Raw genomic sequence first — 22,663 nt, 5'->3', positions numbered from 1 at the left:
TTGTAAAAAAAAAGCTGCTAAGTATAGAAATACTTAGCAGCTTTTTTTTGTTAAAATTTAAAAATAGGGGTAACAAAAAATAATTTAATTGATTTATACTAAACCAAAAGGCGTAACCTGAAAAGCCTGTGATAGAGTAAGGACAATTAAATTTATTTATTATGAAAAAATTACCAAAAAAAAAATCTGAAGTATTAAAAGTAATGTTAGTTTTTGTGTCTGCCGCTTTTTTTATAAGCTGCAACAACGAATCTGTTGAAGATCAAAATACTCAATTATCCAACACTGAGCAGCAAAATCAATCCAATACTCAAAGAAGATTGCCTCACTATGAAGGAGTTATTGTGCGAGATTGGGGAGCACATAATGTTGATTGCAGCCAGCCAGAAGGGTTTTGTAATTTTATTTTTTACTTATGGGGAACCTTTAGCTTTTTGAAACCAGCCCCTGACGGAACACCGGTACGTGTTACAAATGAAAAAGGAAATTTTGTTATGGAAATTCAAAAAAGTGCTTTAACCCCAGAACATAAAAAAGTATTATTGCGAAATAGAGAAGTTTATTTAATACCTGAGGGACAGACTATAGATCCGGAATTAGTTAAATCTCTAAAATTCAATTCAAATATTTTAGTTCCCGGTAAATACCCTATTCAAGAAAGTGAAGAGACCTATACACTTGTTATTAATGTGAAATAAATGAAAAAAGCTTTAAGAAATTAGAAGCTGTTTTTATATTTATCTAATAAAAACTGAGCGGCTGCAAAAGGTGATATTTCATCATTTTGCACCGCTTTTTTGATTTGTATCAATTGCCCAATAATCTCAGGATGATTGTAAAAGTTTGATTTCAAATGTTCATCAATGGCTTCCATCATCCAGAACTGATTTTGCTCTTTTCGTCTTTCCTGAAAGAAGCCGGTTGAGCTGGTTGTTTCTGTATAATCAGCAATAGTATTCCAGATTTCAGAGATGCCCTCTTTGGTAATGGCACTGCAGGTAGTAACTTTTGGCTGCCAGTTCGATTTTTTTGGAGGAAACAAATGCAAAGCCCTGTTGAATTCCAGTTTGGCCTGATTGGCTTTTTTAATGTTGTCGCCATCCGCTTTGTTGATTACGATAGCATCAGCCATTTCCATAATACCGCGTTTGATACCCTGAAGTTCGTCTCCTGCACCTGAAATTTTTAGTAGTAAAAAAAAGTCCACCATGCTGTGAACGGCAGTTTCACTTTGTCCTACACCAACTGTTTCTATAACAATCGTATCAAAACCTGCTGCCTCACATAAAATAATCGATTCCCTTGTTTTACGAGCTACACCGCCTAAAGTATCTCCCGAAGCACTTGGTCTGATAAAAGCATTTTCGTCTTTTACAAGTTCTTCCATTCGGGTTTTATCACCTAAAATACTGCCGTGTGAAATAGAGCTGCTGGGATCAACTGCCAGAACGGCTACTTTTTTTCCCAATTGAGTCAGGTAGCTGCCGAAAGTTTCAATAAAAGTACTTTTTCCAACACCGGGAACTCCAGTGATTCCAATTCGGATCGATTGATTGGCATGTGGCAGACAACCTTTTATAACCTCGTTTGCTTTTGCAGTATGTTCCGGATTGGTACTTTCAACCAGTGTGATAGCACGACTCAGAGCCGTGATATTTCCGGTTAGTATACCATCAATTAACTCCTTTGAAGAGGGTTGTTGTCTTCTATTTTTTTTAATTTGCTGAATAGCAGAGATATTGGTGATTTCTGGAGGAGAAATTCCGGCTTTTTCGTGTAAACTGCTTGATCGTTTTTTTGAACCTGACAAAGTATACTTTTTGGTAGTGTAAAAGTACAGAAAACAAAAACAGTTTCAAAAAGGATTTTTTTTAGCTGCAAAGGTTCAAAGGTTCAAAGGTACAAAGGTACAAGGAGGAAAAACCTTTGCGACTTTGCCTCTTTGTACCTCTGTCCCTTAAATAATGTCTTAATAAGCCGCTGTAAAACGAACCTGATGATGTTTCGGAGTTTCCGCTTCGTCAGCGATAACGACTGCCAGATCTTCTACGGATAGAATACTTCTTTGGTCGTCATTAAAAACCGGATTTTCTAAACCTAAGCGGTATTTTCCGGTTCGTCCGGTGGTAATTCCCTGATGCATTTCAAAAGCAGGACTAAAGAAAGCCCAATCCAGTTCTTTTTCTTCTTTTAAAATATTCAAATAATCTCTTGCTGCCGTGGCTCCTGCATGGTATTCTTTTGGAAAATCAGGTGTGTCAACTGCCTGTAGGCCCGGAGCAACAAACAAACTTCCCGCTCCTCCGATAGTAATAAAACGTTTTACCCCCGATTTTTTCACCGCTTCCTGAATGGCTTTTGATCCGGCAATAAAATCATCATAGATATTTGGATTGGTCCATCCCGAATTGTAAGCATTGATAACGATATCATTTCCTTTCAAAATTTCAGACAAAGCTTCTACATTAAAAATGTCTGCACTTTTCCACGTTGCATTTGAGCTGTCTTTTGGGGTTCTTGCAATAGCCGTAAGGTCATGATTTCTGTTAGCCAGTTCGTTTAAGATTGCGGTACCTACAAATCCGGTTGCTCCAATAATTGCGATTTTCATAATATATAAATTTAATTAGTAATAAAAAATGTTACAGTTTTGTGTAAAAAAATAGTTTTAGAATTGATTAGAAAAATCTTCCAGAGAGACTCCATCTAATTGTAAACTAACTTTTTGATTCATTTCAGCATACAAAGAACTCAAGTTTTGATTGATCTTTTTTCCAACCGGACAATCCGGATTAGGCTGATTTTTGGCATAACCCAGATTGATCGTTTCAAAAGTCATTTCAAATATTTCTTTCAATGTAATTTTCGAAGGATCAACCGCCAGTCTTGTACCGCCGTTTTTACCTTCTTTACTTTCAACAACATGATGTGCTTTTAAATTGGCAATTTCTTTTCGCACCAAAACCGGATTCAGATTAATACTTCCTGCAATAAATTCCGACGATAAAAAATCGTTCGGGAATTTAGTGAGCAAAGTTAAAATGTGAATCGTTATGGCAAACTTACCTGAAATCATACTGTAATAAAATATATTACAAATGTATGATGTTTTTTGAAACAAAAAAAAGTTTTAACTAAAAATTAATTCTATTCCGAAACTATCCTGCAAAGAAGTTCAGGTTAAAGTGACACAAAATGCAAGGTTTAGTAAGTTGTAACTCCTTTAAAGCTAGATTGTTTTTTGATGGAAGAGAAGTATACCCAGCTAATAAACAAAAGTTGCAGCGGTACTCTGAACCATAAGTAAGAAATGCCTTTTCCGTCATAATTGGCTGCTTGTAAATTGATACTGTGCGCGGCAGCATAGATATTGGCGGGAAGTAAAATGATAAAAAACACGATCAGCAATTTAGCGGTAAGCACTCTCGTTTTTGGAATCAATAAGCCCACTGCTGCCATGAGTTCTATAATTCCCGTTGCATAAACAATTGCTATTGGCCAGGGTAAAAAAGAGACCATCATCGCCATTCCCTTGGTAAATACAAAATGACTTACGGCAGTAAAGACAAGCATGACAGCCATGGCAATTCTGGCTGACTGAAAAATTTCAATTTTTTTTGAGATTAGCTTTATAAAAAGCAACGTAAGGACAAAAACACCTACTAACACAATTAAAGTTTCCATATCTTTTTTTTTAACAAAGTTGCGCAGTAAAGCGATTGAAAACAATGAACCTGGGTTAATAAATACGTTTTCTGATTCTGCTCAAAGCTTGTGGAGTGATGCCGATATAAGAGGCAAGATATTTTTGAGGAATCCTTTGTATGAGCTGTGGCTGTTCTGTAAACAGATTCAGATAACGCTGCTCGGCGGATTCGTTCAGCAGTGAAAGTTCTCTTTTTGTTTTTTTAAGAAACAATCCTTCACTGGCAAAGCGTCCGATGGTATTGCCAATCTTAGTTTCGGTATAAATATCCTGAAGATCTTCGTAAGATATACGCCAAAGAACGGTTTCTGCGAGGGTTTCAATCGTATAAGTGACAGGTAGTCTTGTGATAAACGAATCATAACCACTCGTAAATTCACCATCGAATACAAAAGTAAAAGTACGGTCGTGATCCTCACCGGGAATGTAATATCTTACCAATCCTTTTTCGACAAAAGAAAGATAATTTTCGATGGTACCCGCTTTCAGTATTGGGGTTTTCTTTGGAAATTCTTCCCGGATGAGCTTAGATGAAAAAGTATTCCATTCGGCATCTGAAAGTTTCGCCATTCGTTCAAAATTGTCTCTTATCGATTGCATTTGTTTTTGAAATTAGATCTTAAAAGTAGCAAAAAAAAGAAGAGAAGCAATCTGATTTGTGTGATGCATCCCATAATAAATGTCTATTTTTGTGACTACTAAATGATATGAGCAACTTTATTCAAATATTTCTATTTCTTGCACTGGGTTTACTTTTACAGCGTATAAAGCAATTTCCAACTCACCTTTATAAGGTTTTAAATAAGGTCGTCCTTTACGTCTGCCTGCCCGCAATTACTTTGTATCATATTCCGAAAATAAAATGGAGCAATGAACTACTGTTCCCCATACTGTCGGGCTGGATTGGTTTTCTACTGGCTCTTGTATTTTTTCATTTTCTCGGAAGAAGATTAGGCTGGTCAAACAAATTGATTGGCTGCCTGATTTTAACAGCGGGACTGTGTAATTCTTCTTTTTTAGGTTACCCTATAATTGAAGCTCTGTTTGGTAAAAAAGGCTTAGAAACCGCAATTCTTGTAGACCAGCCGGGAACTTTTGTAGTGGTTTCTACACTTGGCGTTTTTGTAGCAGCTTTTTATTCTAAAGGAAGTGCGGATGCTCTAAGTATTTTAAAAAAGATCATCTTATTCCCTCCGTTTATTACTTTTTTAGGGGCTTGTTTGCTGAATGTTCTTCAATACGATTTACATACAAATATTCAGTCCGTTTTGGTCAAAGTAGGAAGCCTTGTAACTCCTTTGGCCTTACTTTCGGTTGGATTACAGCTTACTTTTGATCGAAAAAGCCAGCATTGGCAATTTTTACGTCTCGGACTTTTCTTTCGGCTTGTAGTAGTTCCGTTGGTTATTTTGGTTGTATACGTTTTTATTTTAAAGCAGCATTCTGAAGCCATTAAAATAACCATTATGGAAATGGCCATGGCTCCCATGATTACAGGTGCGATCTTAGCTTCGACTTATGGATTGAAACCGAGATTGAGCAGTATGATGATTGGTTTCGGAATCCCGATTTCATTTATTACCCTTAGCATTTGGTATTGGATTCTGAGTTTAATTTAGTTTTAAATACTAATTAGATAGAGAATGTAGAACTTTAACTTTTTTTTAGAAAATCGGTGTTTTCTTTGTGCTTTTTTTGACTAATTTTAGAGAAACTAAAAAATATATTATTATGTCAACATTAAGATTAGGAGATATTGCTCCGGATTTTCATGCAGAAACAACCGAAGGACCCGTTAAATTTCATGAATGGTTAGGTGATTCCTGGGGTGTTTTATTTTCTCATCCTTCAGATTTTACTCCGGTTTGTACTACTGAATTGGGAACAGTTGCGAATTACCTTCCGGAATTTACCAAAAGAAATACAAAAGTCATTGCGTTAAGTGTAGATGGTTTAGACTCCCATTTAGAGTGGATCAAGGACATTAACGAAACTCAGAATACGACAGTTAATTTTCCAATTATTGCGGACGAGGATAAAAGAATTGCGACTTTATACGATATGCTGCATCCAAATGCAAGTGATAAATTTACGGTGCGTTCTGTGTTTGTAGTGGGTGCCGATAAAAAGATCAAACTTACTTTAACCTACCCGGCTTCTACAGGAAGAAATTTTGACGAGTTACTCCGTGTTATAGACAGTTTGCAATTAACAGCCAACTATAGTGTAGCTACTCCCGCCAACTGGAAAGACGGAGAAGATGTAGTGATTACACCGGCTGTTCCGGATAGTGATATTCCTGCGAAATTTCCAAAAGGATATACACCGATAAAACCTTATTTGCGTATTACACCGCAGCCTAATAAGTAAGGGGCTGAGTTTTTTTTAGTCATTGCGATTTAATAAAGATTCCGAGTTTTTAAGAGTTTTTTCTTAAAGGTTCGGAATCTTTATTTTTTCCAGATTCAGGAGTCGAATAATAATTTTGGGATTATACTGTTTAAAGTAGACAGAAAAAGTGATTAGTTGTCCGCTTATGAAACAAAAGCTACCAACTATTGAATTGTTTTTCACAATAAAAGATTTGTATTGTAAGTTCGCTGCATGAATGCTTAAGTAAGGGATTCTTGGTATTGGCCACGATTGAAATCCGAATTGCTCCAAAAGGTTTGGACCTAATTTTCAGTTTGCTAAAGTCGATACTAAAAGCAACTTCTTTATGGTATTCAAAAAAAGGTAACTAAACCCCAGAATAATATGATTTCTAAAACAAACTTAAGTACGATCGGTTCGCTCGTAACTATGCTATTTCTTTTCAATAGCTGTGATAAGGGAGATAGTCCGGTTGATTCTGAATCAAAGACACCTGAGACTACAAATCCCGAGACACAGACACCTCCACCAGCTGTTACCACGAACCTGAATATAGAATCCTCCAATACGTTTGGAGTTTTAAAATTATCACAAGACGATTTTAATTACTGGAACAGCCACACTATTAATGAAACAGCCACGGTAGAGAAACTTAAAACGCTTTGTAAAACTGAAATTTATCCGGTTTTGAAAGATGATTTTGATTTTATTGTGATCGTATTGAATAATGCAACAAGTACTCCTCCTACAGGAATGCCTTATGGTATTTATCAAAGTGTAAAAAATGATACGCAGGGTATCGGACTTAGTTTGTTTGACAGTACAAAAGATTATGGTTCTACGGGTAAACTGCAAGGAGTTTATTTTCTTTACCTAAACAATATCCAGGGCGGACCTATTTTACATGAGATGTTTCACAGATGGGGCAATTATGCTGTTCCGCAAGATTATGTATACCATTGGGATAAAGTAAAAGGGATACTTAGCGGAGTATCCAATAACATTGCTGATATTGAATTGTATCTTGCAGGAGCGATTCCTGCTTCGGAGATTAAAGATGCCGAGAGTCTGGCTATTTATAATGATCCCCGTTTTACCAATAAAACAAGGATTCCGAACAGTACGAATTCGCAAAAAAGTTTTAAATCGCTTTTGGTAGTCATGAATCCTACCACTCTGACTGATACCGAAATAAAATCATACAAAGATCAAATTGCTAATGTCACCCGTACACCTGCACAAGGAGTCACTACAGGCTATCAGAATTTGTATAATAAAAGTAGAGGATTGCTAACGTTAACCATTGGTAATTTGGATAAATCCAAAAAATAAAATTGCATTATGACTAAAAAATACAATACGAATTGTAAAGGCGATGTTACTAAAAAACAAACCTTATTAATGAGGTTTACGCCACTTGTTTTCTTACTTGTTTTATTTTGTTTCTTTTCAGTACTATTTTCTTGTAGTCATGATAATTTGGAAGAAAAGAAGGATCCTACGACAGAAAATCCTAAACCTGATGAAGAACCTAAAAATCCGGACACTCCAAGTACCCCAGAGAATAATGCAGGGCTAAAAGACCTTATAAGCAAAGAGCAATTTCTGGTATTGTTCCCTTATCGTTATGGAGCAGAGCAGAGCAATAACTGGATAGTGAATCCTTCAAAAGATTTTTATACCTACGATGCGTTGATGAAAGCAGTTGATCTTATGGCAGACCTAAAGGTTGTTATCGAAAGAAAAGGATGGTTTCAGAAAATAACCCGTATTAAAAAATCGACTAATGAGACAAAAGTGATTAAAGAAGATGCTGATTTCAGTGCTTCCTGGAACAATAATACAGTAGTTAGACAAGAAGTTGATTATGCAGATTTTATAAGTATTGGTTCTTTGGAAGTACGAAAAAGAGAGCTAGCCGCTTTTCTTGCTAATATATCTCATGAAACTACGGGTGGCTGGCCAACGGCACCAGGAGGAGCCTATTCATGGGGCTTATACTTTCGTGAAGAGGTAGGGTATGACGAAAATAGCACGACAGGTTACAGAGAGGAGAATAACGTGGATTATCCTCCAGTGGCAAAGAAATCCTACCACGGCCGAGGGCCGATACAGTTGAGTTGGAATTATAATTATGGACAGATAAGTGAATTTTTATATGGAGATAAAAACGTACTGCTTAAAAATCCTGAAAATGTCGTCAAAGATGCGGCTTTGGCGTTTCAGACTGCCATATGGTTTTGGATGACACCACAGGCTCCTAAACCTTCGTGTCATGCTGTAATGGTGGGTCAGTGGCTGCCTACCCAACAGGATATTAATGAAGGACGTAAACCTGGTTTTGGAGCGACGATTAATATTATCAATGGTGCTTTAGAATGCAATAAAGCAGATAGTGATAAAACACAATCAAGAAGAGGTTTTTATCAAAGATATTTAACGGTTCTCAACACCAGTGACCCTAATTGCGAATGTCAATGTGATAAAATGCAACCGTTTAAATAAGGTATTACTATAAAAAAGCTCCATACATTTTTTTGTATGGAGCTTTTTTTTCTTAGCATCTTAGGACCTTAGCATCTTAGTACCTTAGTATCTCAGCGCCTTAGTAACTTTTGACCAATTCGGCCATTTTCTTTTTATCTCCTACAACCCAAAGAATATCATTTTTTTCTAAGATTAAACTTGATTCCGGATTCAGAATCCTATTTCCATTTCGCTCAATTCCAACCACCATACCATTGGTTTTTGTACGGAATTGACCAATGCTTTTTTGTACAAAGTCTTCCTGAGAAACTTCAAATTGACGTAAAACAATATCCGTTTCTGCTACTTTTGTCGGAGCCTCGATTTCATTTTGATTGAGGTATTTATTGAATTCCGTAACCTGAGCATCGGTACCAATAACACAAATTTCATCACCGGGGAACAGACGTTCATTTTTAGTTGGAATTGGAATTGTGATATCTCCTCGTTTGATGTAGGCAATATTGATTCCCATTGATTCACGAATACGCAGTTCTTCTAAAGTTTTCCCCACTAAATTGGATTCTGTCCCAATATCAAAAAAAGACATGTGACCGTCCCATGGCATTAAATTAGCGTAACGTCTATCGATTTTTTTGTTTTCGCGATCATTTAAATTTTTAAGAAAATGACTTTCAATTTTATGGTATTGTTCGTTTAATTTTTTAGGGAATATTTGATAGACCACAATGGCAACAACCAAAGCAATAAAGGCAACTAAAGGAGAGAAGAAAATGTTTAGTAAAAATCCGATTAAGAACAATCCGAGACTCATTCTAATCAGGATCAGCATCAATATTGCACCACGGTATTTACGTTCTTCCCATAAAGAATCCACTTCTTCTACTGCCACTCTTCGAAGGGAGAGTGCCCATAAGAACGGCGCAATAATTATCAGAGTGATAAGAGCCGCCAATGTATTTCCGAATCTTGTTTCGGCAACTAAAGGCGCAACAAATTTTACCGATAATAAAATAATTGCTGTAATAATAATAGTATGCAGAACGATTTGAATGATATAAGCATTAAGCACTTTTTGCCAAACACTGACTGATTTTATCGCCTGTGCATTGACACTGTAACGATTGATGTTTTTAACCCATCTTTTAGGAAGTTTTCGTTCCAGAAAATCAGAAAATGGCACGGCATATTTGACCATAAACGGCGTTGTAAAAGTAGTGATGGCTGAAACGGCAACCACTACCGGATATAAAAAGGAGCTGGTTACATTTAGTGTCATTCCCAATGTAGCAATGATAAACGAAAACTCCCCGATTTGAGATAAACTCATCCCTGTTTGTACAGATTGTTTTAAAGGTTGTCCGGCCAGTAATGCACCAATAGTCGAACTGACAGACTGACCTATGATGGTTACCAAAGTTAAAATAGCAACTGGCAGCGCATGTGTATATAGCATTTTAGGATCGATAAGCATTCCAACGGATACAAAGAAAATAGCTCCAAATAAATCTTTTATGGGTTTTATAAGATGTTCGATGTGTTCTGCCTGAGTAGTTTCGGCAATGATAGATCCCATGATAAAAGCACCCAGAGCAGGTGAGAAACCAACATTTGCGGCAAAACTTACCATTGTTAAACAAAGAGCAAGCGAAATAATCAGCAACATTTCGTCCGTTAGTAAATGTTTGGCTTTTTTAAGTAAGGTTGGAATAAAGAAGATTCCGCCCAGAAACCAGACGGTCAGGAAGAAAATTAGTTTTAGCACAGACATCATCAGTTCACTTCCTGAAAATTGCTGACTTACTGCAATGGTTGAAAGTAACACCATCATCAAAATAGCAACAAGATCCTGCACAATTAAAGACCCGATTACAATTCCGGCAAATTTTTGAGCTTTTACGCCTAGTTCATCAAAGGTTTTCAGGATAATGGTTGTCGAAGAAATAGAGAGAATGACACCTAAGAAGATACTGTCCATTTGTTCCCAGCCCATCCAGCGCCCGACCATATAACCCATGACGACCATTGTTATAATTTGGGTAATAGCCGTTATAGAAGCGGTTCCGCCAACTTTCATTAGCTTTTTAAAACTAAATTCAAGACCTAGACTAAATAGTAAAACGATTACACCAATTTCTGCCCATACTTCAACACTTTTCATTTCGGTAATGGTAGGAAAGAAATCAAAATGATTTCCGGCCAAAAAACCCGCAATTAGATATCCTAAAACCAGAGGCTGCTTGATTAGTCTAAATAACAGAACAGCAATACCTGCAGTCAGCAGGATGAGACCTAAGTCGCTAATTAGAGGTTGTAGGTGGTGGGTAGATGCGGTGGCGGCGTTTAATGCGATCATAGAGTAGTGTTTTTTGTTAAGAAAATCATCCGGCTTTTTGTTTCAGTGTTTTGCTAAAAAAGATACGGCGTTTGAAAATAACAGTTTTTCATGGCAAATAAATTCACTGAACTCCTTTGAAAAATAAAAGTGGAGTGAATCAGCAGGACTAATTTTTTTAATACAATTTGTAAATAAAAAAGCTATCGATAAAGATAGCTTTTTTTGAGAAAATATTTTAGGTTTTCTTTAAATTCCCACATAATTACTAGGAGTAATGGCTAATAATTCGGCTCTGACAGCATCAGAAACTTCTAAAGTAGCAATAAAATTATGAATGGCATTTTTGTCAATTGCTTCATTTGTTCTGGTTAAACCTTTCAGGGCTTCATACGGATTTGGATAAGCCTCACGACGAAGGATTGTTTGAATTGCTTCGGCTACAACAGCCCAGTTTTTCTCTAAATCTTCAGCAAATTTAGCTTCATTCAGCAATAGTTTGTTTAAACCTTTCAGAGAAGCTTCAAAAGCAATAATGGTATGTCCCATTGGAACTCCGATATTACGTAAAACGGTGCTGTCTGTTAAATCACGCTGCAATCTAGAAACCGGTAATTTTGCGGCTAAATGCTCAAAAATAGCATTCGCAATTCCTAAGTTTCCTTCTGAATTTTCGAAATCAATTGGGTTTACTTTATGTGGCATAGCAGAGGAACCAATTTCTCCTGCTTTGATTTTTTGTTTGAAATAATCCATCGAAACATACGTCCAGATATCACGATCTAAATCGATGATGATCGTATTGATTCTTTTTAAAGCATCGAAAAATGCAGCAAAATGGTCATAATGTTCGATTTGAGTGGTAGGGAAGGAGTGGTGTAAGCCAAGATCCGTTTCTACAAATTTATTACCAAACTGTTTCCAGTCGATCTGTGGGTAAGCTACATGATGTGCGTTGTAATTTCCGGTTGCACCACCAAATTTAGCCGCAAACGGAATATTAAATAACAAACGCATTTGTTCTTCTAAACGCTCTACAAAAACTAAAATTTCTTTTCCTAAACGAGTAGGCGAAGCAGGTTGTCCGTGTGTGCGTGCCAACATTGGAATAGCAGCCCATTCTACGCTTAGTTCTTTCAATTTAGAAATTAAAGCAATTAACGAAGGCATATAAACCTGCTCAAACGCTTCTTTTGTTGAAAGTGGAATCGCAGTGTTGTTGATATCCTGAGAAGTTAATCCGAAGTGAATGAATTCTTTGTATTGAGATAAACCCAGTTTTTCGAAAGCATCTTTGATAAAGTATTCTACGGCTTTTACGTCGTGATTGGTTACTTTTTCGGTTTCTTTAATCCAAAGAGCATCTTCAGTAGAGAAATTTTTATAGATGTTTCTTAAACTTTCAAATAGATCAGGATTTACGTCTGAAAGCTGTGGCAAAGGTACCTCGCATAAAGCGATGAAATATTCAATTTCAACCAGTACACGGTATTTGATTAAAGCTTCCTCAGAGAAAAATGGTGCTAATGAAAGGGTTTTATTTCTATATCTTCCGTCAATTGGAGATATAGCATTCAATTCGTTTAAAGTAGTCATTGTTATGTTGTTTGTTCGAAAGGCACAAATATAAACAGAATTTGTGGATAAAAAAGAGTTAAAAGTTAGATGTTGGATGTAAGATGTTAATTGTGAAATGTTAATTGTGAAATGTTGGAGGCTGGATGTAAGATGTTACTCTTTGCTCTTTACTCTTTACTCTTTGTTCTTTGTTCTTTCTTCTTTGCTCTTTCTTCTATTGACTAAGGACTAGGGACTAATAACTAAGTACTAATCAAAAACTAGAGCCCGGATTTTAAGCGATCTCTCAATGCCGCCACGCCTTTTGAGGCTACTTCGGCAATTACTTCTACTTTATTACGAAGGTTTGGAATGCTGATTGGATTTGGATCAATATAGAAAACAGGTGTGACAGAAGGCGTGTATGAAATTAATCCTGCCGCAGGATATACTTGTAACGATGTTCCGATAACGGCAAAATAATCGGCGGTTTCGGTAATGTCGATGGCTTCTTCAAGAGCAGGAACATCTTCGCCAAACCATACAATATGAGGACGCAGCTGATGTCCGTTTTGATCCAGATCACCGGTATAGAGATCTTCTGTCCAGTCTAAAATTAAGTTGCGATTTTGTGTGCTTCGTACCTTTAGTAATTCTCCATGTAAATGCAGGACTTTGGAGCTTCCGGCACGTTCGTGCAGATTGTCTACATTTTGAGTGATGATGTGCACATCAAAATCACGCTCTAATTCAGCTAGAATAGTATGCCCTGAATTGGGTTCTACTTCCTTAAGCTGTTGGCGTCTTTTGTTGTAAAAGTCCAGAACCAATTCCTGATTTTTCCTCCAGCCTTCAGGAGTGGCAACTTCCATCACATCATGACCTTCCCATAAACCATCACTGTCACGAAAAGTTTTGATCCCGCTTTCGGCACTAATTCCGGCTCCGGTTAAAACCACTAATTTTTTTTTCATTGTATTGTAATTAAAGGATAAAAATAGTGATTTCTCCATTTAGTTTCAGAATAGTGGCATTACCATTATAATTTTTTTGATAGTTTAGATAACCGATAAAAGCGTATTTATACTTATTGTTTCGGTCTTACAAATTATCTAGTTTTAGTGAGCAATAAAAGAAAAGAGTTTTAAAATGATTTTAATACAATTTACGGGATTATCGGGTTCGGGTAAAACAACATTAGCTGAAAATGTTCGACAGCTTTTAATAGAAAAAAGTATAAAGTCGAGATAATTGATGGTGATGTATATCGGAAAACCATCTGTAAAGATTTGGGGTTTTCTAAAGAAGACCGCTGCGAAAATGTCAGACGTCTTTTTAATGTCGGACGAAATTTTGTTGTATCGGACACGATCGTTTTGATGTCAGTTATAAATCCGTATGAAAACCTGAGAAACGAATTGCGCAATCATGAATTTGTCAGAACCGTATATTTAGATTGTTCGATCGATAATTTAATCGAAAGAGATCCTAAAGGACTGTATAAAAAAGCATTATTATCGGATAATGATCCTGATAAAATAAAGAATTTTACCGGAATAAGCGATATTTTTGAAACTCCGTTACAGCCAGATTTAGTGCTGAAAACCGATATAGAAACCGTTCCCGTTTCGACTCATAAACTGTATCATTTTATTTTAAACAGTTTGCCTGATCTGGCTTGACCTTTTAAAAGTCAGGTTTCCAAATTCTATTTATTTTACTTATTTCTTTGATGATAAAGCGTTTGTAATTTTTTATATTTACAAGCCCCAAAGCATACTGTCTAATTTAATTTTTTAATGCCTATGAACCCTTCTTCCAGTAAACTCTCTGTTTCTTTTTCGATAGATCAACTACAAAAAGACCTTAAAATATGTGAAAATGACCTGTGGACGCCTCACTTTAACACAGGTGACTATAGCGGTAATTGGACAAGTGTATCTTTAAGGTCACAGTCCGGTTTGATAAACGATATTACCTCTTTTGCTAACCAAGAGTATAAAAACACAGAATTACTGGACAGATGTCATTATTTTAAGGAGATCATGGATTGGTTTCAGTGTGAAAAGGAAGCTGTGCGATTATTAAGGCTAGGGCCTCAAAGCGAAATAAAAGAACATACAGATAACGATACCTCATACGAAGAAGGTTTCTTTAGAATTCACGTTCCTATAATTACAAATCCTGAGGTACTTTTTTATGTGGATAAAAAATTGGTTCCGATGAAAGAAGGAGAGTGCTGGTATGCTAATTTTCAGCTGCCGCACAGTGTAGCGAATAAAAGTTCTGAGGCACGTATTCACCTTACGCTTGATTGTCTGCGAAATGACTGGTCCGATCAATTGTTTGCTGAAATGGGATTCGATATTCATTATACTCCAAAAAAAGAACCATATTCTGATGAGGTAAAACAAATGATTATTGAAGAACTTTCCCGAAATCCGTCGGCAGCAGGAGCTCAGATTATTGCCGATTTGCAATCATAATAAATACCGAAGAATGGAAAACACAAATCATCCTTTATTAAATTGGATTCCTTATAAGTTAATCGAAAAAGAAAATGAAGTTTATCTGGAATGGCTTTACCTGGCCGATAAAAGATATGTCGATCCTTTTTTTGATGAAACCATTTCGAAATGTAAAAGTCATGCTTATAATTCAACATCATTTAAAATTGTTAGTACGGTAGAAAATTTAGTAGAGTGGTCAAACGAATTGGTTTCGGCAGATCTAAAATCACTAGTATTTCATGTGTCCCGATGTGGTTCTACAATGCTGAGTCAATCGTTGGCAACTTCGAAGGAGAATATTATGATTTCGGAAGCACCTCTTATCGATGAAATTTTAAGAAGTCATAATTTTGGAACAGATAAAAAAAGCGAGCTTTTACAATCGGCTTTGAAATTCTTAGGTCAAATAAGATTTCCGGAACAGAAGAATTTAATTGTAAAATTAGATGCCTGGCATATTTTTAAAGCCGGATATTTAAGATCAATATTTTCCGAACTGCCTTTTGCTTTGCTTTTTAGGAATCCGGGTGAAGTCTTAAAATCGCATCAAAAAATGATGGGGATGCATATGGTTCCCAATTTATTACCACCTGATGTTTTTGGAATCTCTGCTAAAGAAATTAGCGAGATCAGTTTCCAGCAATATGGAGCCTTGGTTTTAGAGAAGTATTTTCAGGGTTTTCTGGATTTTTATGAAACAGATCAGAATGTTGTAAAACTCAATTATAACGATGGTATGAAAAGCATCATCGAAAAGTTTATATCCTTTATTACTATTGATTACAGTGCCAATGAACTTGAAAAAATGTATGAAAGACTCAACAGACATTCTAAAAATGAAAATGCCGTTTTTAAAGGCGATTCGTTCAAAGAAGAACTTCTGGAGGTCGATTTGACATTGGTAAGCAGTTTGCATAAAAAGCTGGAGAATGTTCTTCTGGAGGATGTAACAACTTGAAAATAGTTCTTAATTTTTCTTTCTGTTTTATTTAAAATGTATTTTTGTGGCAAATTAAGATTGAAATGATTGATTTAGATTACCTCGCTTTCCTTGAAAATATATTAACAGACAATCGCAAAGAACGATTTTTGGATGTTCTGGCCAATCGCACCAAACATTTTACAGTTGCTGTAGAAGATGTTTTTCAGATGCACAATACAAGTGCTGTAATGCGCAGCTGTGAGGTTTTCGGGATTCAGGAACTTAACATTATTGAGCAGCGTTTCGGAAAAAGAATCGATAAAGAAATCGCTCTGGGAGCACAAAAATGGGTTGATATCAATCGTTTTGATACCGTAAACGGCTGTATAACTTCTTTGCGAAACCAAGGATATCAAATTATTGCGACAACTCCGCATGAAAACGATTGTTTAATTCAGGATTTCGATATCACAAAACCAAGTGCCTTATTTTTTGGAACTGAAAAAGACGGATTATCTCCTGAAATTATGGAACAAGCAGATGGTTTTCTTAAAATTCCAATGGTAGGTTTTACAGAAAGTTTAAACATTTCCGTTTCGGCAGCCATCATTATTCAAAACCTGACCAACCGATTGCGAAATTCAGATATCAAATGGCAATTGTCAGATGAGGAAATCCTGGAGAAACGTTTACTTTGGGCAAAAAATTCCATCAAAGATATTAAGCGCATCGAAGCCAGATATTATGAGGATAATCCCCGATAAAAATAGTTAGCCACGAATTCACAAATTTTAGTAAAAATGTATTCTTGAATTCACAGCAAAAAACCTTTGCTCCTCTGAGCCTTTGCCGCTTTGAACCTTTTGAAGATAATAGCAGAAAAAAATAGCCACGAATTCACGAATTTTTAAAAGCATCTGTGAATACGTGGCTAAAAACCTTTGCTCCTGTGAACCTTTGCCGCTTTGAACCTTTTGAAGATAATAGTAGAAAAAGAATAGCCAAGAATTCACGAATTTTTAAAAGCATCTGTGAATACGTGGCTAAAAACCTTTGCTCCTCTGAACCTTTGAAGCTTTGAACCTCTACAAAATCATCTTCCAAAAGAATCATAATTGTCTTCGGCGTATTTTTCAAAGCGTTTTAATAATACAATGTTATCTTTTTCGGTACTGGTTAGTTCATTGTTTACGTTGTCTGAAACAGGAATATACCATTCTACACTATCAAAAAACTGACGAACTGTTTTTGTTTTAAAAGTCAGTCCATGTCTTGCGAAAATGGTGTTTCTTAGAATCTCTAAATCAATTTTTTTTAAATTTTTTAAATCTGATTCTTTTAATTTTTGCGTAGACGAATTTATCGTCATAATACTTTCTGATGCTGCTCTGAATACTGCTTCTATGTAGGTTTCAGCTTCTTCTCCCTCTTCACCTTCTAAATTGGTTACTTGTTCTTCTCTTGGATTTTCATAATCAATATACATTCCGTCTTCCGGAAGCATCACATTAGGATCATACTTAAAATCTTTTTTAATAAGTTCAAATTTCCTTTTAGAGACTTCTTTTTTAGGATTATTGGCTACCCAGATTCCGGTTAAAAGAGTGTCGTTTTTGATCTCGAAATCAAAAACACCGTCATTTTTGTCATCACCAGGTTCTTTAAGTATAAAACGAAGGGTGCTTCCTTTTGTCGTCATTGTACCTGTGAGAGGCCTGCTATTTCCAGCAACAATACTTTGTCCTATAACTTTTGAGGATGTGATTTTTTTGATCACAATATTAATTTTATTGATATAATTTTCTTTTTCAGGTCCTGTGGTATCGCGTTCTAGAATTGTAAAATCACCTACATAAGAGCCATATAAATCGGTTCTGATTTCTTTAGGCAGATCTTTGGTAATGTCTTTTGTCATTTTTTTCTCTTTAGAATTACAGGAAAAAAGTAATATTGACACTAGTAGACAAAAAAGGTTTTTCATTTTTTTAATTGGTTATAAAGATAATACTCAACGATTAATAAATTGGGGATCCAACCCAGCCAAGCAATAATCTGATACAAATCCATTGGTGCGGGATGAAACAAATATACAAGAATAACCTTCCAAAAACGTAATGTTACAGCAGAAAAGGTTAGAGCAAAACTTCGTAACATAAATGCCTTATGTTTTGCAATGTTTTTGTTTTTTATAGCCGTAAAACCTTTGAGTGTGAAGTAAAACCAATAAATTGACAAGGCGACAAAAGAGATCTTAGCGAAAAGTCCACCGTTGGCGAAAAGACCGATAAATAATCCCGACGGGGCACTAAAAAAGAGCACTGTCAAAACATAAAATTTTCCAATACTTCGATGAGTTGCAGGATATTTTTTTAATAAAGTGTCACTGAATTGGAAAAATCCGGTGAGCAAAACAAAAATTGCCGAATATACATGTATGTAAAAGAAAGTAATGTAAAATGGAATTTCAGAAACTTCAGTCTGCTTGATTTGAAGAAATGCAATGTTTTTTTTTAGTGGAACATATTGTAATGTCAGCTGTAACATTAAAACAAAGAAGTAACTAAAAAGGAAAGTCCAAATTAATTGCAATGAAAACCGAAAATTCTTTTTCAATCTTTTTTTTGTAAAGGATTTATTAGCTTCCAAATATAAAAAAATCCCCAATCGTAAAAGCGATTAAGGTTAGCTATTTTCAAAATTCCCTTTAAAAAATTAGCCACATATTCACGAATACTTTTTAGAAAATTCGTGAATACGTGGCTAAAAACCTTTGCTCCTCTGAACCTTTGCAGTTTAGAACCTCAGAGATTTAAAACCTCTTACAAAGTATAATTCAAATTAATACTCCATCTGTAATTGGCTTCCATATTACCATTTGACAGGTTTTGGGTAATTGGCAGCATCGCATTTACACCAATCGAGAATTTGTCTTTTCCCGCTTCAAGACCAAATTTTCCAAACAAAATATCGCCGGCAGTATTGGGTAAATTCAGATTATGTTGTTTATTGGTTTGATAAAGTTCTCCTGCGAGGCCGGCTTGCGGAACAATCTGAATTGATTTTGTATTAAACAAATAAAAGAAAGTGGCAGCATAATTAAATTGGTCACCGTACTGATAATTTTTGTTGTTTTGGGTTTTAAAAATATAATTCAGCGTCGTGTTTAGTCCCAGATTTTTACGTTTTACCACATACTCAGTGGCCAACGGAAAATCCCAGCTCCCGGTTCCCAATTGAAAACTTTGGTTAACACTTCCTGCGTTATTGGCTTCCGTAAATTTTCCGGTCGGAATTTTAACACCACCGCCAAGGTTTATTTTATGCGTAAAAATGGTACTGTCTTTTTGAGTTTCAAAAACCGTATACAAAGCCATTATCGTAATATCACCCAAACCGGCAATACTTTCGGTTCCTGCGGTTAATTGTCTTTCATGAAAATGATATGGAACCAACACTGAAATTTGTACTTTTTCTGTAACTGGTATACGTGCCCATGCCTGAACAGTATTGAAGTTTTCGTCAATCCACGGAGAGTTTGCAAAGATTCCATCACGGCTGGTATAACTTTGTTTGAAATATCTCAACCCCACAAAATTATTGTTCAGCATAGAGCTAAATCCCATGCTTCCGCCACTTGCCGAACAACCACAGGCATCACAATCAAAATCTTCCATCAAAGCCATACGCTGAAAAGTGAAGGCAGAAATACTATCTTTTGAAGTAAAACTAAAAGCTGATAAACCAGTCAAAAGGGTGAACATTACTATTATCTTTTTCATCTTAATTATTTTTAGAAGCTAATCCCGCTTTCGGCTTTATCTTTTCGGGTGAAGAAAAATCACCCAAAAAGGATACCGCCTCTATCGGGGCTAGGACTTCGGTTTTCATTATGTTTTTTGTCGCAGCTTATACATTTCTGTAAAGCAATAAGCTGCGGCTGTATTTTTAAAATTCTGCGAAACGTTTATCGGTTAGATATTCCGTATCGGTCAGTGTTTTCAGGAAAGCTATGATTTGCTTTTTATCGGTTTCGGAAAGTGTGATTCCCAATTTTCCGTTTTGTTTTAATATCGGATCCAGAGTTGGTGAGGATTCGATTCCTCTTGCATAGTGATCCAGAACACCTTCCAGGGTTCCGAATCGTCCGTCGTGCATATAAGGTCCGGAAACTTCTACATTTCGTAAACTGGGCACTTTAAATTTGTAATAATCGCTCGCCAGTTCGGTGACTTTGTATCTTCCGACATCATTTACCATTGGGTTTACAGCCAGACCATTGTTTCGAAACGAATTATCGGTTTGTAAATCAGTAGCATGGCAGGAAGCACATTTTGTTTTGAATAAATCATATCCTGCCAATTCGTCTGCAGTTAAAGTTCCGCCGGCTTCTTTACGTCTGTATTTGTCAAATTTTGAATTAGAAGAAGTGACCATAACCATAAACTGCGAAAGCGCTTTCAGCATGTTTTCGGTTGAGATTTCTTTGTCAGTAAAAGCCTGTCCAAATAACTTTTGGTATTCCTTGTCGGCTTTCATCATTTTTAGAATGGCATTCAGATTCCCATTCATTTCTATAATACTCGTCAACGGAATTATAGGCTGCAGGTCCAAATGATCCGCAGAACCATCGTACATAAATACAGACTGGTAAGCCAGATTTTGAATTGGTGGTGTATTTCGTGTTCCCTGAGCATCGTTTACACCATGACTAACCGTGTGTCCGTGATGAGTAAAGGCATTAGCCTGTATGTGACAAAAGCCACAGGAAACAACTCCGTCTGACGCTAAACGTCCGTCATAGAATAGTTTTTTGCCCAGTTCGAATCCTTTTACCGTTGGAGGATTCTGAGCAATATTGTACGCTAAAGCGGGGAAATTAGAAGGGACTTTAAATTCTAAAGGAATATTTACATATTCTTCTTCTTCATTCGAACAGCTCCATACTAGCGGGATCAATAGCCAAAGAAAGTATTTTATTTTCAGCATGATTTTTTGGGTGTAAAAAGAGTAAAGAGCATTTCTTATTACGACTTGCGCGAGTTAGCACAAAGTAGAACAAACTAAATTTTACCGGGATTACTCTTTGATTTGCAGAAGTACCTCTATTTTTTCCGTTACCAATATGCTCTTGTGTCCATTTTAGCAGACACAAAAGATATGGTATAGCGAATTGTTTAGGTTTTGCCTAAAGGTTTGTACTTCTTAAAAAATAAATTAATCGTTGTGTACGTGGTCTACTCTAAACATTGTTGAAATGTTTTGAGTGATTAATGGTAGTTTTGCACCACCCATAATCATGGCACCCATACCGCCCATATTATTATCGGAAAGTTTGATTTTGTTTTGACCATCAATTATTTTAGAAAGATCTGTTATGATATGAACGGCAGGAGTAATGTTAGAACGAACTAAAGCTTTTGTTGGAAAATCTACAGTTACCTCAGTGTAGTTGTAATCTGTTCCTGTTTTTCCGGTATGAATCATAAATGGGGTAGCAGTCGTAACAGTCGATGAGGTAAAAGTACCTTCGAAGGCAAGGAATTTATATCCGGCAGCCCATGACCACATCATACCGGCAGCGTCTGCCTGTGCAAGAAAATCTCCCTGACCCGCAGCACCCAGTTTCCATTGCGCTTCGTCAACTCCGATTCCGAATTTTACTTTCACATAATCACCTGCAGGAACATCTGTTAGTTTAAATTGCTGACCGGCAGCAGTAGATTCGTCAGCAATAAAATAGCTTTTGCTTTTTGGATAGGTAAAAGTCGTTCCGTCTGCTTTTGTGAAAACAACATTGCTCACGATATACTTTACAAGGTTGATTTTTAGTACTTCGTTGTTTGAAGTTATATTGCCTTGTGTGTTTAAAATAAGATCGTTTGCACCATAAGCATTGTCGAATTTTAAAGTGATGTTTCCATTTCCTGAAACAGTTTCGTTATTGTCGTCGTTTGAACAGGAAAATAAAGATATAGATAGTGCTACAATAGCAAGGGCTTTGTATAAAGTATTTTTCATTTTAAGAATTTTATATAATTGTAATTTTAAATTTTTGGGTGTGCGCAAGCACATTTTCATTGTTTTTTAGGCACAATGAAAGATCATTTCAATTGGTAATGAAACGGGATTTAAAAAATTATATGACTGTCCTCAATGCGCACCAAGAGTACTTTTTCACCACTGATTTTGCAGATCTACATAGATTTTATACACAATTAATAAAGAAATCTGTGGGAATCATTCTAATCTGTGGCTAATTTTACCAGCTTGGTATTAGTCACGAATAGTCATAAAAAATTATATAAAATAGGAGGGAGGATGAAAAGTAGTAATAGAAACCGAAATAGGTTTTTCATCTAAAGAAGCATAGATTTTTGCTTTAGATTCTATTGGTGCTACTAATTTAAAATCAGCTGTGGTTGTATTTTGAATGTAAACGATCTCTGATTTTTCTTTCAGGTTGTTTTGCATTTTCTTTTCGTTGTCGGCGTATTTTTTTAAACTTTTCTGAAGTTCGCATCGACCGTTACAGGTGTTAAAAACTAATTTACGCTGCACACAAATCGTTTTTACTATTTCGTCCTGATTTAATTTGAAAGAGGTATAAACAACAAAACTGCCGAATGAGGGCACTAGGAGCATACAGGAAAGAAATATGGTAAATAACTTCTTCAAGAGTAGATTTCGTTGTTTCGAATGCAAAAATACACTATAATCGTTTTTTGAACGAACAAATACTGGTTTTTTTTCAAAAAAAATATCCGCAGGTACTT

At 36.0% G+C, this 22,663-nt stretch carries 22 protein-coding genes and 1 pseudogene; 9 read left to right on the top strand and 14 right to left on the bottom strand.

Annotation, left to right across the window (positions count from 1 at the left end; all coding sequences use genetic code 11):
• The first annotated feature begins 161 nt into the window (after window positions 1–161).
• Entirely contained in the window at window positions 162–698 is a 537-nt protein-coding gene (locus tag M4I44_RS22310; RefSeq protein ID WP_249966152.1) for a hypothetical protein, read from the top strand.
• A gap of 20 nt (window positions 699–718) precedes the next feature.
• Here the strand turns inward: M4I44_RS22310 and meaB are convergent, their stop codons facing one another.
• From meaB to M4I44_RS22285, 5 genes are all read right to left on the bottom strand, one after another.
• The gene (gene meaB / locus M4I44_RS22305) at window positions 719–1,810 is read right to left on the bottom strand and encodes a methylmalonyl Co-A mutase-associated GTPase MeaB (protein WP_249966151.1); all 1,092 of its coding nucleotides are present in this window, start codon (window positions 1,808–1,810) and stop codon (window positions 719–721) included.
• A gap of 159 nt (window positions 1,811–1,969) precedes the next feature.
• Window positions 1,970–2,611: an NAD(P)-dependent oxidoreductase gene (locus M4I44_RS22300; protein WP_070907493.1), complete on the bottom strand. Its 642-nt coding sequence runs from the start codon at window positions 2,609–2,611 to the stop codon at window positions 1,970–1,972.
• Between the two features lie 57 nt (window positions 2,612–2,668).
• On the bottom strand, window positions 2,669–3,076 hold the full coding sequence (locus M4I44_RS22295; RefSeq protein WP_017495133.1) for an Rrf2 family transcriptional regulator: 408 nt from the start codon (window positions 3,074–3,076) through the stop codon (window positions 2,669–2,671).
• 128 nt (window positions 3,077–3,204) lie between these two features.
• Window positions 3,205–3,684 carry a hypothetical protein gene (locus tag M4I44_RS22290; RefSeq protein ID WP_249966150.1) on the bottom strand — a complete coding sequence of 160 codons (480 nt, stop codon included), beginning with the start codon at window positions 3,682–3,684 and terminating at the stop codon, window positions 3,205–3,207.
• A 55-nt stretch (window positions 3,685–3,739) separates the two neighbouring features.
• Window positions 3,740–4,306: a Crp/Fnr family transcriptional regulator gene (locus M4I44_RS22285; protein WP_017495135.1), complete on the bottom strand. Its 567-nt coding sequence runs from the start codon at window positions 4,304–4,306 to the stop codon at window positions 3,740–3,742.
• Between the two features lie 107 nt (window positions 4,307–4,413).
• On the opposite strand from M4I44_RS22285, the gene M4I44_RS22280 reads away from it, so the two are divergent.
• From M4I44_RS22280 to M4I44_RS22265, 4 genes are all read left to right on the top strand, one after another.
• Window positions 4,414–5,325: an AEC family transporter gene (locus M4I44_RS22280; protein WP_249966148.1), complete on the top strand. Its 912-nt coding sequence runs from the start codon at window positions 4,414–4,416 to the stop codon at window positions 5,323–5,325.
• 112 nt (window positions 5,326–5,437) lie between these two features.
• Window positions 5,438–6,076 carry a peroxiredoxin gene (locus M4I44_RS22275; protein WP_017495137.1) on the top strand — a complete coding sequence of 213 codons (639 nt, stop codon included), beginning with the start codon at window positions 5,438–5,440 and terminating at the stop codon, window positions 6,074–6,076.
• A gap of 387 nt (window positions 6,077–6,463) precedes the next feature.
• A complete protein-coding gene (locus tag M4I44_RS22270; protein ID WP_249966147.1) occupies window positions 6,464–7,411 on the top strand; it encodes a hypothetical protein in 948 nt (315 codons plus the stop codon).
• 9 nt (window positions 7,412–7,420) lie between these two features.
• Window positions 7,421–8,584, top strand: coding sequence for a chitinase (locus M4I44_RS22265; RefSeq protein ID WP_017495139.1), 1,164 nt, complete (start codon window positions 7,421–7,423; stop codon window positions 8,582–8,584).
• Between the two features lie 100 nt (window positions 8,585–8,684).
• Here the strand turns inward: M4I44_RS22265 and M4I44_RS22260 are convergent, their stop codons facing one another.
• The 3 genes from M4I44_RS22260 to M4I44_RS22250 form a co-directional block, all read right to left on the bottom strand.
• Window positions 8,685–10,922 carry a cation:proton antiporter gene (locus M4I44_RS22260; protein ID WP_017495140.1) on the bottom strand — a complete coding sequence of 746 codons (2,238 nt, stop codon included), beginning with the start codon at window positions 10,920–10,922 and terminating at the stop codon, window positions 8,685–8,687.
• 228 nt (window positions 10,923–11,150) lie between these two features.
• Window positions 11,151–12,497 carry an adenylosuccinate lyase gene (gene purB, locus M4I44_RS22255; RefSeq protein ID WP_017495141.1) on the bottom strand — a complete coding sequence of 449 codons (1,347 nt, stop codon included), beginning with the start codon at window positions 12,495–12,497 and terminating at the stop codon, window positions 11,151–11,153.
• 242 nt (window positions 12,498–12,739) lie between these two features.
• Window positions 12,740–13,432 carry an NAD-dependent deacylase gene (locus M4I44_RS22250; protein ID WP_017495142.1) on the bottom strand — a complete coding sequence of 231 codons (693 nt, stop codon included), beginning with the start codon at window positions 13,430–13,432 and terminating at the stop codon, window positions 12,740–12,742.
• A 175-nt stretch (window positions 13,433–13,607) separates the two neighbouring features.
• Between M4I44_RS22250 and cysC the strand changes: the two are divergent.
• The 4 genes and pseudogenes from cysC (at window position 13,608) to M4I44_RS22225 (ending at window position 16,654) form a co-directional block, all read left to right on the top strand.
• Window positions 13,608–14,140: pseudogene (gene cysC / locus M4I44_RS22240) on the top strand (adenylyl-sulfate kinase).
• Between the two features lie 123 nt (window positions 14,141–14,263).
• Entirely contained in the window at window positions 14,264–14,944 is a 681-nt protein-coding gene (locus M4I44_RS22235; protein WP_249966144.1) for an aspartyl/asparaginyl beta-hydroxylase domain-containing protein, read from the top strand.
• Between the two features lie 13 nt (window positions 14,945–14,957).
• On the top strand, window positions 14,958–15,926 hold the full coding sequence (locus M4I44_RS22230) for a sulfotransferase family protein (protein ID WP_249966143.1): 969 nt from the start codon (window positions 14,958–14,960) through the stop codon (window positions 15,924–15,926).
• A gap of 65 nt (window positions 15,927–15,991) precedes the next feature.
• Window positions 15,992–16,654, top strand: a complete 663-nt coding sequence (locus M4I44_RS22225) for an RNA methyltransferase (RefSeq protein WP_017495146.1) — start codon at window positions 15,992–15,994, stop codon at window positions 16,652–16,654.
• A 329-nt stretch (window positions 16,655–16,983) separates the two neighbouring features.
• On the opposite strand, the gene M4I44_RS22220 is transcribed toward M4I44_RS22225, so the two are convergent.
• The 6 genes from M4I44_RS22220 to M4I44_RS22195 all read right to left on the bottom strand — a co-directional run bounded on the left by M4I44_RS22220 (window position 16,984) and on the right by M4I44_RS22195 (window position 22,532).
• Entirely contained in the window at window positions 16,984–17,805 is an 822-nt protein-coding gene (locus tag M4I44_RS22220) for a YARHG domain-containing protein (RefSeq protein WP_017495148.1), read from the bottom strand.
• Window positions 17,806–17,867: 62 nt separating this feature from the next.
• The gene (locus tag M4I44_RS22215; RefSeq protein WP_157495776.1) at window positions 17,868–18,434 is read right to left on the bottom strand and encodes a DUF2306 domain-containing protein; all 567 of its coding nucleotides are present in this window, start codon (window positions 18,432–18,434) and stop codon (window positions 17,868–17,870) included.
• Window positions 18,435–18,709: 275 nt separating this feature from the next.
• On the bottom strand, window positions 18,710–19,669 hold the full coding sequence (locus tag M4I44_RS22210; protein WP_026109839.1) for a hypothetical protein: 960 nt from the start codon (window positions 19,667–19,669) through the stop codon (window positions 18,710–18,712).
• 166 nt (window positions 19,670–19,835) lie between these two features.
• Window positions 19,836–20,876 (bottom strand): cytochrome-c peroxidase, encoded by a 1,041-nt coding sequence (locus tag M4I44_RS22205; protein WP_249966142.1) that lies wholly within the window; start codon window positions 20,874–20,876, stop codon window positions 19,836–19,838.
• A gap of 228 nt (window positions 20,877–21,104) precedes the next feature.
• Entirely contained in the window at window positions 21,105–21,908 is an 804-nt protein-coding gene (locus M4I44_RS22200; protein WP_026109841.1) for an MbnP family protein, read from the bottom strand.
• Window positions 21,909–22,187: 279 nt separating this feature from the next.
• Entirely contained in the window at window positions 22,188–22,532 is a 345-nt protein-coding gene (locus M4I44_RS22195; RefSeq protein ID WP_051041428.1) for a hypothetical protein, read from the bottom strand.
• Window positions 22,533–22,663: the final 131 nt, after the last annotated feature.

It is taken from the genome of Flavobacterium sp. B183, assembly GCF_023539155.1.
Lineage (GTDB): Bacteria > Bacteroidota > Bacteroidia > Flavobacteriales > Flavobacteriaceae > Flavobacterium > Flavobacterium tructae.
This window is presented reverse-complemented; position numbering and strand designations above follow the sequence as displayed.